At 59.5% G+C, this 16,642-nt stretch carries 9 protein-coding genes; 3 read left to right on the top strand and 6 right to left on the bottom strand.

From position 1 onward, the window contains the following. Window positions 1-157 precede the first annotated feature (157 nt). Entirely contained in the window at window positions 158-2,089 is a 1,932-nt protein-coding gene (locus QQL64_RS12145; RefSeq protein ID WP_345782649.1) for a M61 family metallopeptidase, read from the bottom strand. A 148-nt stretch (window positions 2,090-2,237) separates the two neighbouring features. Next, window positions 2,238-3,785, bottom strand: a complete 1,548-nt coding sequence (locus QQL64_RS12140; protein ID WP_284399936.1) for an amino acid permease — start codon at window positions 3,783-3,785, stop codon at window positions 2,238-2,240. A 215-nt stretch (window positions 3,786-4,000) separates the two neighbouring features. On the opposite strand from QQL64_RS12140, the gene QQL64_RS12135 reads away from it, so the two are divergent. From QQL64_RS12135 to QQL64_RS12125, 3 genes are all read left to right on the top strand, one after another. After that, window positions 4,001-6,532, top strand: coding sequence for a TonB-dependent receptor (locus QQL64_RS12135; protein ID WP_284399934.1), 2,532 nt, complete (start codon window positions 4,001-4,003; stop codon window positions 6,530-6,532). 168 nt (window positions 6,533-6,700) lie between these two features. Beyond that, window positions 6,701-8,578, top strand: coding sequence for a potassium transporter Kup (locus QQL64_RS12130; protein ID WP_284399931.1), 1,878 nt, complete (start codon window positions 6,701-6,703; stop codon window positions 8,576-8,578). Window positions 8,579-8,624: 46 nt separating this feature from the next. Next, window positions 8,625-11,300 (top strand): glycosyltransferase family protein, encoded by a 2,676-nt coding sequence (locus QQL64_RS12125; RefSeq protein ID WP_284399929.1) that lies wholly within the window; start codon window positions 8,625-8,627, stop codon window positions 11,298-11,300. Window positions 11,301-11,409: 109 nt separating this feature from the next. Here QQL64_RS12125 and QQL64_RS12120 read toward each other — a convergent pair whose 3' ends face one another. The 4 genes from QQL64_RS12120 to QQL64_RS12105 form a co-directional block, all read right to left on the bottom strand. After that, window positions 11,410-11,826 carry a DoxX family protein gene (locus QQL64_RS12120; protein WP_284399927.1) on the bottom strand — a complete coding sequence of 139 codons (417 nt, stop codon included), beginning with the start codon at window positions 11,824-11,826 and terminating at the stop codon, window positions 11,410-11,412. Between the two features lie 347 nt (window positions 11,827-12,173). Next, window positions 12,174-13,427: a sterol desaturase family protein gene (locus QQL64_RS12115; RefSeq protein ID WP_284399925.1), complete on the bottom strand. Its 1,254-nt coding sequence runs from the start codon at window positions 13,425-13,427 to the stop codon at window positions 12,174-12,176. 1 nt (window position 13,428) lies between these two features. Continuing rightward, window positions 13,429-14,166 carry a lysoplasmalogenase gene (locus QQL64_RS12110; RefSeq protein WP_284399923.1) on the bottom strand — a complete coding sequence of 246 codons (738 nt, stop codon included), beginning with the start codon at window positions 14,164-14,166 and terminating at the stop codon, window positions 13,429-13,431. 171 nt (window positions 14,167-14,337) lie between these two features. Continuing rightward, window positions 14,338-16,623, bottom strand: coding sequence for a family 20 glycosylhydrolase (locus QQL64_RS12105; RefSeq protein ID WP_284399921.1), 2,286 nt, complete (start codon window positions 16,621-16,623; stop codon window positions 14,338-14,340). Window positions 16,624-16,642: the final 19 nt, after the last annotated feature.

The following is a 16,642-nucleotide window of genomic DNA, read 5'->3' as shown; positions in this document are numbered from 1 at the left end:
CTGCAAGGCACTTGGCGGCATTCGCCCATACAGGTGTATCGGCAAGGCCGCCTGGATCTTGATTCCTTGCGACGATGGGGGGCATTAAATACAACGGCCGCCCGGGGGCGGCCGTTGTCGGGTCATCGGGCGCGAGCGTTCAATCGCGCATATTGTCTTACTTGCGCGGCGCGACGATGGCCCCGATCAGGTCCTTGCCGTCTGCGCGCACCAGATGCGGATAGCGCAGGCCGCCGTGGTAATCGACCTTCACCGTGCTGTACACGTCGACGTTCTTGACCAGCAATTCGATCGGCGCTTGCGAGGACTTCGCGGCGGTAATCGCATCCTTCAGCGCATCGGTGGAGAAATCGCGACCGTTGACGGCGACGACCGTGAGGCCCGGTACCAACCCGGCCTGGAACGCCGGACCGTTCCACTGCACGTCGCCGATGCGGCCGCTCTGATTGACGACCAGTCCGATCGAATACGCGAGATTCGCGCCGTGACGGACACCTTCGCCGGCCTTTTCCTCGGCATTTTGAGTGCCGTTGAATACCAGCTTCCAGCCGCCGCGCTCGATGCCGTGCTCGGGCAACTCCGCGCCGGTGTAGTCGAGACGATCGTGCAGGAACTTCGCCCAGTCGAACGGCTGCACTTGATTGAGCGTGCTGACCACGTCGTCGAAGCTGTAGGTCTTGGTGACGTAGCTGCCGTTGTCCATGCCATAGAACGCATGCGCGAAGTCATCCAGCGAATGCTTGCCACCGCTCAGCTCGCGGATCTTGGTGTCGACGTCGAGCCACAGCAGCTGCCCTTCCGGATAGAAGTCGGTATCGCGAATCCAGTTGATCCAGCTTTCGGAACCGTAATAGGTGAGCGGTGCGGCATCGGCCGTGTCCTGCAGCGAGCGCCATGAGCGACCGGTGCGGTAAGTCATCTCAGCGGCGATGTTGGCCATCGAATCGCGGTACTGATCAGGCGTCCACAAACCGGCGCGGGCGGTGAGGATGCCGCACCAATAGTCGGTCAGGCCTTCGTACACCCACAGCAGGTCGTCCTGCATCGGTGTGTTGAAGTTGGCTGTCCAAAGATCGGCGGGACGACGGAATTTGCCGTTCCACGAGTGCACGAATTCATGCGGCATCAGGCTGGCCGCGAGCAGATGCATGTCGTCATCGGTGAAGAAGTTGGCCGGCAGGCGATCGTCGCTGGACTGGTGATGTTCCAGACCGAAATGGCCGGTGTGGTCCGACAGCGTGAGCAAGAAGTCGTAGTGATTATAGTGATGGGCGCCAAACAGCAAGTTGGTCTGCTTGACGACATTGCGCTGTTGCTCGAGCTGTTTGTCGGTGAGCTTTACGTCTTTCGCCGCGTCGCCTACGACATTCAAATGTACCGGCACGTTCGCACCCGGATCGAGGTCGACGCGATTGAAGTTGGCGCCGGCGATCAGCGGTGAGTCGACGAAGTTGTTGAAGCTCAACGGCTTGAAGTGGATGGTGTTGCCGGATTGGTTGTCCACCTCCAGCGCCGAACCGAACTTCCAGCCCACGGGCAATTGCACCGTCGGCTGGATCTGGATCTGCCGTGTGTAGTAACCGGCGGGATAGAAGGCCACCTGATTGAACTCCATGTCGACCAGATCCGGCGTGGCCGATGCGCTGGCGCCGAAGTTGCTGCCTTCGCCGTCACCCGGCGAGAGAAACTGGAATTCGAGATCGAGCTGGCTCACGCCCTGCGGCACATGGAGGTGAATCGCAAACATCTCGCGCAGGTCGCGCCGCCATGGCAGCTGCTTGCCGTCGGCGCGAATGATCAGGCCGGACACGTTTTGCACCGGGCCCGACGGCGCATGCTCGCCGGGAATCCACTTCGGATAAAACAGCGTAAGCGCACCCGGCTTCACCGGAATGCTTTCGTGCGAACGGAAGATGCGCTTGCCCGCGTCGGTCAGATCCACGTTGACGGTCAACATCCCTGCGTACGGCTGATCCACCGGTGGCGGCGCATCCGTAGATTCCGACTGGGCAAACGCCGTGGCCGACAGAGAGCAGGCCGCCATGACAGCAGCGGCGATCAAGCTAAAACGCATCGAACTGAATTTCACTGGACAACTCCGGGCAGACACTGTCCGCGCGGAGCGTCCGCAGGAACAGCAGGTGGGTGACTACCGCCGACCTGACGGTTTACCGACCCATGTTAGAGCCAAGGCCCCACCTGCTCTCCCCTGCCAGAGGTCATGACTACCCGTTGCGCTATGACTTCGGATTTTCCAACCGGCTATGCCGCATGCCGTATCCGAAATAGACCAGGCAGCCCAGCACCATCCAGATAATGAAGCGTTCGAAGGTGATCCACGGCAGGCCACCGATGCGATGCCAGCCATCGGTATCCGACCACGGCACCCCGAAGATCAACAGCAGCGAAAACAGCACGCCGAGCGGTGCCACGACGGCCAGCGCAGGTGCGCGGAAACTGCGCGGCACATGCGGCTTGCGCAGGCGCAGCACCAGCACTGCAGTGCAAATGATGATGAACGCGCTGAGCGTGCCGATGTTCACCAGCTCCGCCACTTCGCCGATCGGCAGCAGCCCTGCCACCAGCGCAGTGAATACGCCCAGGATCACCGTCGGTCGCGCTGGCGTGCCGAAGCGCGGATGGATATGCGCAAACCACGCCGGCAGCAAACCGTCGCGCGCCAGCGCAAACCAGATGCGCGCCGCGCCGAGCATGAAGGCAAACAGCACACTCGTCACACCGATCACGGCAGCAGCCGCGATCGTCACGCTCAACCAATGCAGGCCGATCGATTCGAACGCGTCGGACACCGACGCATCACCGCCCAAATGGCTGTAGTGCGTAATGCCGGTAAGCACTAGCGAAACCGCAATATACAAAACCATCGCCACGGCCAGCGACAGCAGCACCGCGCGGGGAAGATCGCGCTGCGGATGCTTGGCTTCCTCCGCGGCCGTGGTGAGCGTGTCGTAACCAAACACGGCGAAAAACACCACGCTGGCGCCGGTCAACACGCCGGCCCAACCGAAATGTCCCACGCCTTGTGCATCGATCACGCGCGTCGGAATGAAGGGCTGCCAGTTCGCTGCATGGACGTAGAACACGCCCACGCCCACTACCAGCAGCACGCCGATCACCTTGATCGTCACCACCACGGTATTGAAGCGCGCGCCCCATTCGGTGCGGATCGTGAGCAGCGCGGCGACCAGCAGCGAAATGGCGGCGGCAATCACGTTGAAGCGATGCCCGTCGCTGGGGCCGGCGATCGCCTGCGCGCCATGCATGCCGAACATCTGCTGCAGGTAATACTCCATCGTCTGCGCGCTCATGCTTTGCTGTGCCCACTCCGGCAGATGGATACCGACCGAACCCAGCAATACCTGCACATAGCCGGACCAGCCGATCGCCACCACCGCCACCACCAGCGCGTATTCCAGCAGCAGATCCCAGCCGATGATCCAGGCCACAAATTCGCCCAGCACCGCATAGCCGTACGTGTAGGCGCTGCCCGTGACTGGAATCAGCCCGGCGAATTCCGCATAGCACAGGGCGGCGCAAGCGCTGCCGAAGCCGGCGATGATGAAGCTCAACGCCACGGCCGGCCCCGCGTTCATGGCCGCCTGCTGTCCGGCCAGCACGAAAATACCGACACCGATGATGCCGCCGATGCCAATCGCGGTGAGCTGCCACAAGCCGAGCACCCGACGGAAATCGCCGCGCCGGCCCGCCTCCGCCTGCAATTGCTCGACAGATTTGTGGCGCAGCATCCTGCTCAGGAAACTCATCGGCGTCTCTCCCCAATCACAAAGATCCGATGATAGCGAAAGCGCGCTGCCTGCAAGATCACCGTCATGACCTTTGGCAGGGCTCGTCATGCTGCAGCGCATCTGTACAGGCACCAGTGCAGCAAGTGAACATACCTGGGCGTATCCATGCTGCCGATGGGATGGGGATCCCGCGGCGTGGTTGCTGAGAAGCGTCGCTGACTGGGGAACAATTCATGCTCATTCGCAAGCGGAGGCTCGCCTCCCGGATCGGTTTTGCGCTTTTTGCCGGCGCGCTTGGCTCCATCGCTTTTCCGGCTGCGGCGCAGGAAGCTTCCGCTTCGACTACAACCACGCCATCGAATAACCCACCCCAGAAACCATCGGCGGCTCACGCAACAAAGCTCGAGCAGGTAACGGTCACCGCGCAGAGTCGCACGCAAGAAATGCAGGACGTGCCGATCGCGATGAACATCGTCACCGCCAAGCAGATCGACACCGTGGCAGCCACCGATCTGAGCCATATGAACCTGTTCGTGCCCGGCCTGGTAGTCGACAACACCGATGCGACGCAACCGACGTATCGTTTGCGCGGCATCGAAACGGACGATTTCGGTATCGGTACCGATTCGGCGGTCGGCGTTTACATCAACGGCGTTTACCAGACGCGCGACGGCGGTTCGCTGATGGCGTTCAACGACGTGGCGCGTGTCGAAGTGCTGAAAGGTCCACAAGGCACCCTGTTCGGACGCAACACGGCAGCCGGCGCGATTTCCATCATCACCAACGAGCCGACCGACAAATTCGAAGGCGATGCACGCGTGCGCATTGGCAACTACGGCAAGCGCTACGGCGACGCACGCATCAATATTCCCTTGAACAAGGACATGGCACTTCGCATCAGCGTGGTCGACAACCAGAGCGACGGCTGGTTGAAAGATGCTGCCACGGGCCAGCACTATGGCAAGGATGACGAATGGGGTGCACGCATCGTGTACCGCTGGAACATTACGCCGGACACGCAGCTGCATCTGTCATACGACCACGATCGCGTCAGGCAGCCTTCGCGCATCGATCAGGGACTGATCCCGATTTCCTCGACCGATCTGAATCAGCGCGCACCGTTCCCGGCGAATCCCGCCACTTTCTATAACCCGCTCAACGCGCCGTTCTACAACAGCGCGACCGATGGACGCGAAGAACGCAACTACAACGATTACACGCTGGCTATCGACCACAACTTCGGCTGGGGCACGTTGACATCGACCACCAACTGGACCGGCTACGGTATGTCGCATATCGAAAACGGCACCGGTTTGCAGCAGGTCACTGAATATCTCAACACCGGTGTGATCGGCACGGGGCACACCTGGTATCAGGAGTTCAAGTTCAGCGGCAATAACGATCTGCTCGACTGGGTGGCGGGTGCCAGCTATTACCAGGAACACTCCGACGAAACGAGCCTCGCCCGCGTCAACACCGATACCTACGACACGCTCGCGCTCAACACGGGGGTCGGCCAGCAATTCACGCCCACCGGCACGATCTTCGGCTACTTCAGTTCGGTGCTGCAGTCGTTCGGCTTGCCGTACAACCTGCTAGGCGATCCGTGGACGGAAACCGTGTACAACACGGGCCGATTCAGCGCAGTGGCGGGTTACGGCGACACCATCTGGCATCTCACCGACAATCTGAACTTTACCGTCGGCTTGCGACTCACCCACGACGAAAAAGATTTCACCTGGTTCACGCCACCGCGCTACGCGCCGCAACTGGATGCCACGTTGGCGCAATTGCAAGCGGCCGGACTGTTGAACTTGGTGCCGATCCTGACAGGCGGCAAAGTCACCGCGCAGCAACTGCTGAATATTCTTACCCAAAACCAGATATTCACCACCGCCGTGAATCAACTGGTGCAAAAACGCGCCGGCTGGAACGACACCAGTCCGCGCTTCGTGCTCGATTACAAATTCACGCCCAACGTGATGGGCTACGCCTCGCTGGCCAAGGGCTACAAGGCGGGCGGCTTCGATGGCACGGAACCCGGTGCGGAATTCGCGCCGGAAAAAGTGTGGAACCTGGAAACCGGCGTCAAGAGCACGTTCCCTGACCAGAACCTGCTGGTCAATGCCTCCGCCTACTACTACCGCTACGACAATCGTCAAACGCTCACGCTGATTCCCTCCAGCGAGGGTCTCGGCGTACCTCAATACCAGGTCAGCAACACCAACCAGGCAGCCAAGGGTCTGGACCTGCAAATGGAGTGGGTGCCGATCGACAACCTGCGGCTGGCGTTCAACGGCGGCTACATCGATTCCAAGTACACGCATGCGGAAGTGCCAATCGGTGTGAGCAGCGCAGGCCAGATCGACTATGCAAACGTTTCGGGCCAGCCGGTCGACGAGCCGAAGATCTCCTACTCGGTCAGCGGGGCTTACACCTGGCACGACATCGCCAACGGCAGCGTGACGTTCAACGCGAACTATGGCTTTCGCGGACCGCTACGCTGCAACGATGCGTCGGTGTATCAGGGCAAGTGTTCGTTACCCACCAACTTCGACCTCAACGCCACCCAGAGGCGTACCGATTTTCGCGTCGATTGGACGGCTAACGGTGGGCGCTGGGGCGTCGGTCTTTACGTGAACAATGTATTCAACCAACGCAATGTGATCGGGCTCGGCACCGTGTCGGAATCGGTACTGGGCACGCCGTATGCGTACATCACCGCGCCGCGCATGTATGGGGCGGAGTTCCGGGTGAAGTTCTAGCGAGCCCTGCCGCGACTCCTGCTTGTCGGCTTATCTGCTGCAGGGGTGATCCGACCGCCCCTGCGCAGAGCCCTTTTTACCTGCCCGTGCGGCACAATGGATCGCCCAGACTGTCATCGAATGACTATAGTCTGGCGATCCCTACACGCAGCGTAGCGCAGGTATCCCGTGAATCCGGCATCCGAATCCACCCCTTGGAAAAAGCCTGCATTGCTAGCCGCCGGCGTTGGTGCGCTTGGCGTGGTTTTCGGCGACATCGGTACCAGCCCGCTGTACACGTTCAAGACCGTGCTGGACATGACCGGCGGCAATAACCCGCACACGATATTGGGCGTGATCTCGCTGCTGATCTGGACGTTGATCATCGTGACATCCGTGAAATATGCGGGCTTCGCGATGCGCATCGACAACGATGGCGAAGGCGGCATCCTCGCTTTGATGGCGTTGTTGGGTGTGAAACGACACAAGCGGCCGATCATCGTGGCGGCCGGCTTGTTCGGCGCCGCGCTGATTTACGGCGACGGCGCGATTACCCCGGCCATCTCCGTGCTGTCGGCGCTGGAAGGGTTGAATATCGTGGCGCCTTCGCTGCACACCTATGTGCTGCCGCTGACCGTGATCATTCTGCTGGCGCTGTTTGCGCTGCAACCGATGGGCACCGCGAAAATCGGACGTGCATTCGGCCCCATCATGGCCTTGTGGTTCCTGACGATGGCGGTGCTTGGTGTGTGGGGCATCGCGCGGCACCCCGCGATTCTGTGGGCGCTGAATCCTTACTATGGGCTCGATTATCTGCTGCACAGCGGCGGCACCGGGTTCCTGGTTCTCGGCGGCGTGTTCCTGTGCGTCACCGGCGCGGAGGCCCTGTACGCGGATATGGGCCATTTCGGCGCGGGCCCGATCAAGCTGGCATGGTCCACGCTAGTGTTTCCGAGTCTGGTGCTGAACTACGCGGGACAAGGTGCCATCGTGCTGGCGGGCGCACCGACCGAGGGAAATATTTTCTATCGTTTATGTCCGGCACCGCTGACTTTGCCGCTCATCATTCTTTCGACCATCGCCACCATCATCGCCAGCCAGTCGATCATCACCGGCGCGTTTTCGATGACGCGCCAAGCGATCCAACTGGGCTGGATGCCGCGGCTGAAAGTTTTGCAGACATCCGAGGAAGGTTACGGGCAGATCTACGTCGGCGCCGTCAACTGGCTGCTGATGCTGGTGACGATCGGGCTTGCGCTGGGCTTCCGCAAATCCGACAACCTTGCCGCCGCTTACGGTATCGCGGTGTCCGCCACCATGCTGATGACCACGTGTCTGCTGTTCATCGCCATGCGCGAAATCTGGAAGTGGAACCTGGCGGTAAGCGGCGCCATCGCCGGCCTGTTCTTTGTGGTCGATGCATCGTTCTTCTCGTCGAACATGATGAAGCTGCTCGATGGCGGCTACGTGCCGCTGATTCTGGCCGGCCTGGTCTATCTGGTGATGTATGTGTGGCACAAAGGCATTACCGCCATTGCCAATCGCCTCGGCGAAAATCCCGTACCGATCGACGCTTTTTTTGCGGGCCTTGACGAAGCCAAGGTGTCGCGCGTGCCCGGCACGGCCGTATTCCTGACGCGCGCCAAAGCCAACACACCGCCGGTGATGCAGTGGTACGTCAAGCACAGCCATGCGCTGCACGAACGTGTACTGGCCGTCACGCTGGATGTCGCGTCCACGCCCTATATCGCTGCGAAGGATCGCCTGACCATCACGGAAGTAGTGCCCAACTTCTGGGCCGTCACCGCCAGCTACGGTTTCATGCAGAGACCCAACCTACCATCATTGATGGCGCAGATCGCTACCCATGATTGCCCGATCAACCCTGGCAAACTGACCTACTTCATCGGCATGGAAAAGATCGTACCCCGTACGGACGGTCGCGGCCTGCCGCGCTGGATCGAAGCACCGTTCGGCATACTGCTGCGCAATTGCGCACGCGTCACCGATTATCTGCATGTACCGGCGGATCAGGTGGTGGACATCGGCAGGCAGGTGTCCATTTAGTGAGCCGGGTATTCATCGATCTGATCTTCTAGGATTCAACGACTCCATGTCAGCGCGTCATTACAAAGGGCTTTTCACGCCTGCATTCTGGATCGTGCTGATTCTTCCGATCCTTATACAGTTGCCGGTACTGCTTGGGCGCTTGAACGCGGATCCGATGCTGTTCGTGGGGTCAACCGGCGATACCGCGAAATTTGCCGGCGGCACGCCCTGGATTGATCCGAATGTGGGTTTCCAGGCCCAGGCACTGGGAAAGCTCTCCGCCGATCAATGGCTGGCAGGGCACGTGCCCTGGTGGAACTCCTATAACGGAGTCGGGCTTCCTCTGGCAGCCGAGGCGCAACCGGGCGCGCTGTTCCTGCCCTTTGTTTTGCTCTATCACTTCCGCCAGGGCTTTGCCTGGGTGAAGCTGCTGCTACAGATCATTGCCGGCCTATCCACTTACGCCTTGCTTCGCAAAATCAAATTGACCGAGCTCGCCGCCACAACGGGGGCCATTCTTTTCGAATTCAACGGTACGTTTGCGTGGCTTGGCGCACCCATCATCGCTCCGATTGCTTTCTTGCCCCTGCTGCTGCTTGGCGTGGAGCTGCTCCTTTCGCGAGTGCGTGATCGTCGACCCGGCGGCTGGTTACTTATCCCGATCGCCTTAGCGTGGTCTCTATACGCTGGCTTCCCCGAAACCGCGTATATCAATGGCTTGCTTGTAGCGCTATGGACCTTGGTCAGACTGCCGTTGCTTGAGGGTCGGCAAAAGCTGGTGTTTTTGTCAAAAGTTGCGCTTTCCGTTGGTGTGGGTCTCGCTTGCAGCCTTCCGCTGATCATTCCGTTCGCAGAGTACGTGTCACAGGCTTATGTCGGTGGTCATGCTGGTTCTTTTTCGCACCTGACATTGCTGCCACCGGCTTCCATTGCATTGTCGTTAGTCCCTGGTTTGTTCGGTCCGATTTTCGAATTTAACGACCCGTCCAATACCGTTTCGGCGGTATGGGGCAACATCGGCGGCTACCTTACTGCCTTGCAATTCGCTTTCGTGTTGCTAGCTATTCAAGTGGCACCACGTCGGCTTGCCATAGCACTCGCCGCCTGGATCATCGTATGTCTTTGCAAGACTTATGATGTTCGTCCGATCAGCGATTTGGTAAATCTGATCCCGCTCTTGAATTCCGTAGCGTTCTACAGATATGCGCCAGCATCCTGGGAATTCGCGAGCGTGGTTGTCATTGCGCTCGGCATCGACGGCATGCAGCGTGGAGCCACACCGACGTATTGGCGCAGCTTGATTGCGGCAGCGCTCGCGTGTGCGGCGGTAATCGTGGCGTTATGGCTCGCAAAAGAGCCGATCAGCGCCCTGAGCCATGTCGCGGCATCGGCCCGATTCGTTCACCATGCCCTGGTGTGGACAACCATTTCCCTTGGCGCAGGGTTGTTGCTGATATTGTCGAGCAAACGCTGGCGTCCCGGACTGTATGCGCTGGCAGTACTTCTTATCTTCGATGCGCTTTTTACGTTCTGGCTTCCGATGCGCAGCGGTACGCGTCATGCGATATACAACGAACCCGGCATCACCTTTCTTCGTACTCAGATTGGATTACAGCGAACTTATTCCCTCTCGCCGATGGCCCCAAACTACGGGGCCTACTTCAAGGTCGCACAGATCAATCATAACTATTTGCCGGTATCCAGCAACTGGGTGGAATACGTACAAAAAAATCTAGACCCCGCCGCAAACGAAGTCACATTCACCGGTGGGATCAATCGCGCCGATGGTTATGGATCGGCGAGCGATCAGTTGCAAGAGCGAATAGCTTCTTACGAAGAACTCGGTGTCAAATTTGTTCTTGTATCACCTGGTGTCGATCCATTCGTCAATACTCTATCGATACAAAGCGATCCGACGACCTACCACTCAGCACTCGCAATGAATGACGGACAAAGCGCTGTGCTGCACTGGCGCATCCCCCTGCAACAGAGCACTCGCAACGTCGATAAGGTTTCGGTATTGATCGGCAACTACGATGGCCAGGCAAATGGCGTATTGAACGCGCAGCTTTGCCTGGACCACGGCGCATGCAGTACGGGAGAACGCTCTCTACAGGACTCGATCGACAATGCGCCGTTCGCCATCAGCCTCGATCATGCTTTGTCCATCCCCATGGGAACGACTGCAGCGACGACCCCGATTACGCTGACATTGACGCACCGGGAATCTACACGCCCCGTTGCGATATGGGTGTCGGGATTGGCGAAAGACCAGATCGGACGAGTGTCACTCGATTCTTCGCCGTCAAATACTGCACCGACAATCTCACTCTACCTTGATAGCGAGATTGCAGGAACGCGCCAAGTCTATGCCGGTACGGACATGTCGATTTTCGCACTCGCGAATGCAAAGCCGTATTTTGAAATCACTCACGGATCGTGCACCCTTCACGCGCTATCGCGCACCGACGCACAAGCAACCTGTTCCACCCCCGCCACGTTGCTGCGTCGTGAAGCCTTCTATCCCGGCTGGATAGCCAACGTCGATGGGCTTCCGCAAGCTTTGCAACAGTCGCAAGGTCTATTTCAAAGCGTTGCTCTGTCGCCCGGCAAACACGACGTGGTATTCGACTATCAACCGACGCACTACTGGACCATATTGCTGGGTTTCATGCTGGGTATGCTCGCTTTGACCCACGGTACGTTTAGAGAATTAAGCACGACAATCCGCTCTGCATGATCCTATGATGCGGAAGCTGGTCCGACTTGATCGCGAGTTAGGACAGATAGCGATACTGCCTGTAAACAGGATCAGCTCGCCCCATCCCTTCGATGGGCGGATGTAGGTGCTATCGCCGATCCACGGAATACTTGCCTGGCCCGGTTATGCACAACAGCAGCAGCCCACCTGCGATGCTGAAGTTCTTGTAGAAGTTGATCATGGCCTCGATACGCGCGGTATCGGCCAACAACCAGAATCGATGACCGATCAGGGCGGTGACCACCGTATATATCGCGAGCAGCAAGGCCAACGGCCGTGTATAGAAGCCGATCAGGATGGCAATCCCGACGAATAATTCCATGATCAGCGCGCTGGCGGCAGCAAGCGTGGGAAGCGGCAAACCGGCTGTTTCCATGTACGCGGCGGTGCCTGAAAAATCCAACAACTTACCCCAGCCGAAGATCACGAACAGAGCCATCAGTAGCACGCGAGCAACCAGGAGCAGCTCGTTCTTGTAGTTTTCGAACAGTGTTGTGTGTCGCATGGTCATCACTCCTCCGGAATGAACAGTGCAAACGAGCACGCACGGAGCCTTAACCTTGTCGGCGCCCCGACCATCAGGCAGGTTGCCTGGACTTCACTATGCGACTTGCGGCGTCATGCTCCAAGCAAAATCATCGGCTCTTTTTGCATAGCGCCAGCAATCACTCAAGCCATTGTTTTAACGACACTTTTTCCAGTTAAAAAAATGCGGAAACTGGGCCGGTCGCGGCGGCCGTAAAAAGGACGTCCATTTGGACAGATCTTCGCCCCTACGCACGCCTGATGCGGAGTTGAGGATCTCTGTTTCCGGATGATCGGCGGCATGGAATTCGACCGCCGACGTGGGACTTACGCTATTTGGGAGTGTTGGACGTTATGGCGGGTCACATAGAAAAGCATGACTGCACTTATTCCAAAAACCAAACACACAACCAAGACGACTTGCTGATCGAGATGCGCCACACCAAACCAGCGGCCGCTTAGCGCCACTGCCGCCATCGTGCCTACGGTCCGCCCCCATTCCAGCCACACACCTACGCGGCGACCTTCTATCAGAAAGCCGATCGTCCACAGGCTATAAACCAGATAGGCGGCATAAGCGGCGGCTTCCAACAATTCCAGCCTTGGCGCCACTCCCAGGAAGTTCACGCCGATCAGCAGCAGCAAAGCAAACTGCACGAGGCAGTAAGTCTTCCAGGCGGAAGATATGGGCGGGTTGTAGCGCGCATGGCTTATATCGAATGCAGGCTTAGGAAAGCGTACCGCCACATCCGCTGGACGCCAACCCGGCGGCTTGATCCATACACGCAGCTTGTCCAGCCAGTTGCGCGCATGCCAGCTGTCCTTGAGCATGGCCCAATACACCTCGACATTCGCCCACAACGGATTCCAGCTCTGCAGCGGTGAACGGGTGCCGTAAATCGGTGGGTCTTCATTGTTTTCTTCGACAAAGCTGCCGAACAGACGATCCCATACGATAAGAATGCCGCCGTAGTTGCGATCGAGGTAGCGATCGTTCACGGCGTGATGTGCGCGATGATTGGATGGCGAGCAGAATACGCGGTCGAACCAGCCCAGACGATCGATGACTTCGGTGTGCACCCAGAATTGGTAGAGCAGATCGATCAATGCAACGACGGCGAACACTTCGGTAGGATAACCGAGCAGCGCCATCGGCAGATAGAACAGCCAGCCCAGCAGAAAGCCGCTGCCGGTCTGACGCAAGGCGGTGGTGAGGTTGTAGCTCTCGCTCTGATGATGCACCACGTGCGCGGCCCACAGCACATTCACTTCATGCCCGAGGCGATGCAGCCAGTAGTAGAGCAGGTCGTAGAGCAACAGACCGCTAATCCAAACCCACACGCTGTTCGACGGCAACGTCCACTGTGCCAGATGCGTAGCGCACCAGCCGTAAATGCCGATGGCGAACAGTTTGGTAAACACTCCGACGATCTGCGAAATCACGCCCAGCCCTAGGCTGTTGATCGCGTCATTGCTGTGATAGACATCGCGACCGCGCCATTTCGCAACCAGCAGTTCGATGCCGATCAGCACGAAGAAGCCCGGTATCGCCCAGGCCATGATGCGTTCCGGAGTGATCATCTCAGCCTTGCTCACCTGTGATGGCCGTAGGCCCCCGTTCGACCGAGCGGGCGATCAGCCACAGCGCCATGTAATACGTCACCAGTATATATAGCGCAGCCCAGGGTAATGCGGCGCGAAAGCGGTCCCAGGCGAGCAGGCTGTCACTGGCCATGAACAGCACGGCGCCCAGGCCGGCAAACCGTGCGGAGGCGGCCCGAGCATCGCTCCGCGCCCGCAGCCAGGAGGCCCGACCCAGAGCCTGGCCGGCCATGGTCGCCAGCACCGCTACGTAAACCAGCACTGGCACTCGCAGCATCGCCGCTATGCCGGGCCATAGCAGAGCGCCCATACCGGCGCCGAACACCAGGCATACGAGCCATGGCCACCAACGCGCCGCAAAGCGAACGTCGCTACTGAATGCCGCGATGAACATACCGTGGGCGAGCAGGAAGCTCAGCAAACCCGGCACGAACAAGTTCTGCGGCAGCATCAGCAAGATGTCGCCGAGCAAGCAGAACGCGATACCGATAAGCACGTAGCGCCGGTAGGTAGCGGATACCGGCCGCGTCGTGCGCCATACCATCGTGAAGATCAGCAAGGTGGCGAGCGGCTTGCACAGCCAGTGCAGCCAATGCCACGCGTCGGCGCCGCCATTCGTGCTCACGGCACCAAGAATCGCGCCACCCACGGCGAGGGCAATAAACGTGAATCCTCGGCCGAATGAAGACGACGTTTGGGTAGAAGTCACTGCGGACATGCCAGTTTCCTTGGGGACGTGTCCGTCGATCTTAGAGCCAGCTGCTGCGCTCACCTATATGTGTGGCCGTGCACGGTACTTTACCTGAGCGCACGGCCTGTTCCGGCAGCATGACGGCCACCATGCAACCCCGCAGTGCGCCGACGGAAAGGAGCCGCGGCACCGCGGTATTCATGGCGTGCGTGTTTTCAGCGAAACCAGGCTGATCGCATACAGCGGTCCGTCGATGGGCGCAGTGAACACCAGGCAGAGCGTGTGCTCGCCATGTTGCGTCGGTAGCGATGCTTCGAGGACAACGTGTCGGTTGTTATCGGCCGGCTTGGGCAAAGGCATATTGGCCAGCGTCGGTCCATCGCAACGATCCAGGTGCACCACGAATTCGCCGTATGGCGTGCTATGCGGACGCGATACCACCAGTTTTTCATCGTGCGCGAGAGCATAGTTGCGTTCCAGCCGCACGATATCGGCGCGGATGCCGATCACGCCGTCGAGCGGCGCTGCAGGATATTGCTGGCAGGTGTCGAAAACATTGACCGCATACACCGGCGTCATGCTGATCGCATCCGGCATCGGCTGCACGCGCAAGCGGAAATCGCTGCCGGGACAGTTGGGTAGTTCGACGCCGAGACGGCTGAGCAGGCTCGTGCGATCCAGTACACGGGTACGTGCCGAGGCAAGCATGCGGCCGTCGTCGGCGAATGTGGCAGCCTTTATGGTCGCGGGGAACTTCACCGTAAAGGGCTCGCCATAAAGCGGCGCATGCAGATCCGGCGCGCTGCCGTCGACGGTGTAGTGGATGGCGCCATAGCCGGCCTGGTCCGACAGCACGACGCTTGCACTCGCGCTCTTCAACGCCTTCTTGATATCGACCGTGATGCTCGGGGCGAACGCACTGTCGGCGTACGCGATATGTTGGTCGTCGTAACGCTCTAACTGCGCTGGCAGTCGCGCGAGAAAACCTTTCCAATCGCGCACGGAGCCCGGCGACCAGACGACTTCACTAAGCGCATCGAGCCGCGGAAACACTGCGTGCTCCACATGCTGCATGGTCGGCATATGCTCGGTCCACGCGTTGGCTTGCGCACCCAACACATGAGCGGCTTGGGCGGCATTCAATGCCGCGGGTATCGGATTGAAACCGTAGATGCTTGCCAAGTCGCGCACCGGGATACGTCCGGCAGCTTCATCGGCAAGATCGCCCTGCACTCCGTCGAGATAGAGATCTGGCGACGGCGACATAACGACGTCGTGACCCAACCGCGTGGCCTTGATGGCGCCATCCGTTCCACGCCACGACATCACCGTGGCGTCGGCCGGCACGCCGCCGTCGAGGATCTCGTCCCAGCCGATCAGACGGCGGCCATGTGCGGCGAGGTAATCGCCAATGCGACCGATGAACCAGCCTTGCAACGCATCCTCGTCTTTCAGGTGCAACGCCTGCATCTTGGCTTGGACGGCCGGCGAAGCCTTCCATTGATCCTTGATCGCCTCGTCGCCACCGACGTGGATGTAATGCGATGGGAACAGCGCCATCACTTCGTCGAGCACGTTGTCGACAAACTGGAAGGTCGCATCATCGACGTTGTAGAGATAGGGGTTAACGCCCCAATCCACCGACACCGGCGGACGCTTGCCGGTCACACCGATCTGCGGATACGACGCCACGGCGGCTTGCGCGTGGCCGGGCATGTCGATCTCCGGCACCACGGTGATGTGTCTTGCGGCGGCATAAGCCACTACGTCGCGGATCTGGTCTTGCGTGTAGAAGCCGCCGTAACGCACCGGCTCGCCATCATGCCCAGCTTCGGGCGGCGTGCGCCATGCGCCGATACTCGTGAGTTCGGGATAGCGCTTGATCTCAATGCGCCAACCCTGGTCGTCGGTGAGATGCCAGTGCAGCACATTGAGTTTGTGCTGCGCCATTTGATCGAGCAGCTTTTCGACGTCCGCGACGGATTGAAAATGTCGCGCCGAATCGAGCATCAGCCCGCGCCAGGCGAAACGCGGCCAGTCGCTGATGTGCAGCGCAGGCACCTGGACCGGGCCTTGTTGCGCATTCGGCGTCAGCAATTGCCACACCGTGACGGCACCGTAGAAAAGACCCGCATCGTCACGCGCGGCGATACGGATACCCTGCGGCGTAACGTCCAATGTATAGCCTTCAGCCTGCGGCACCGCCGCGTTCGGATCACGGCTGAACACGATGGCGTGGCTCGCGCGAACGTCCTCCGTGACCTTCAGATGCAACCCGCGCGTGCGTGCGAGCACATCGACAAGGTAGAGCGCGTCCTGGCGTGACGCCGCATCGTGTGAGGGGATCACGATGGGCGTATCGGCGTCCACCTTGAATCTGCCATCGGCCAGCTGGAGTTGCGCGGGCAGCGGAATCAGCGATACGGGTGCGGCCTGGACGAGACTGCATAAAGCCAAACAGAGCAAACAGCTTGCGAATCTCATGAATCGGTCCAGGTGTCGA

The organism is Dyella lipolytica, assembly GCF_030160075.1.
Lineage (GTDB): Bacteria > Pseudomonadota > Gammaproteobacteria > Xanthomonadales > Rhodanobacteraceae > Dyella_B > Dyella_B lipolytica.
Note: the sequence above shows the minus strand (reverse complement) of the source record. Positions and strands in the feature narration are given on the sequence as shown.

Excerpts from the sequence above, each read along its gene's own strand:
- QQL64_RS12140 (WP_284399936.1), bottom strand. The coding sequence starts at position 3,785 with ATGAGTTTCCTGAGCAGGATGCTGCGCCACAAATCTGTCGAGCAATTG.
- QQL64_RS12135 (WP_284399934.1), top strand. The coding sequence starts at position 4,001 with ATGCTCATTCGCAAGCGGAGGCTCGCCTCCCGGATCGGTTTTGCGCTT.
- QQL64_RS12125 (WP_284399929.1), top strand. The coding sequence starts at position 8,625 with ATGTCAGCGCGTCATTACAAAGGGCTTTTCACGCCTGCATTCTGGATC.
- QQL64_RS12120 (WP_284399927.1), bottom strand. The coding sequence starts at position 11,826 with ATGCGACACACAACACTGTTCGAAAACTACAAGAACGAGCTGCTCCTG.
- QQL64_RS12115 (WP_284399925.1), bottom strand. The coding sequence starts at position 13,427 with ATGATCACTCCGGAACGCATCATGGCCTGGGCGATACCGGGCTTCTTC.
- QQL64_RS12110 (WP_284399923.1), bottom strand. The coding sequence starts at position 14,166 with ATGTCCGCAGTGACTTCTACCCAAACGTCGTCTTCATTCGGCCGAGGA.
- QQL64_RS12105 (WP_284399921.1), bottom strand. The coding sequence starts at position 16,623 with ATGAGATTCGCAAGCTGTTTGCTCTGTTTGGCTTTATGCAGTCTCGTC.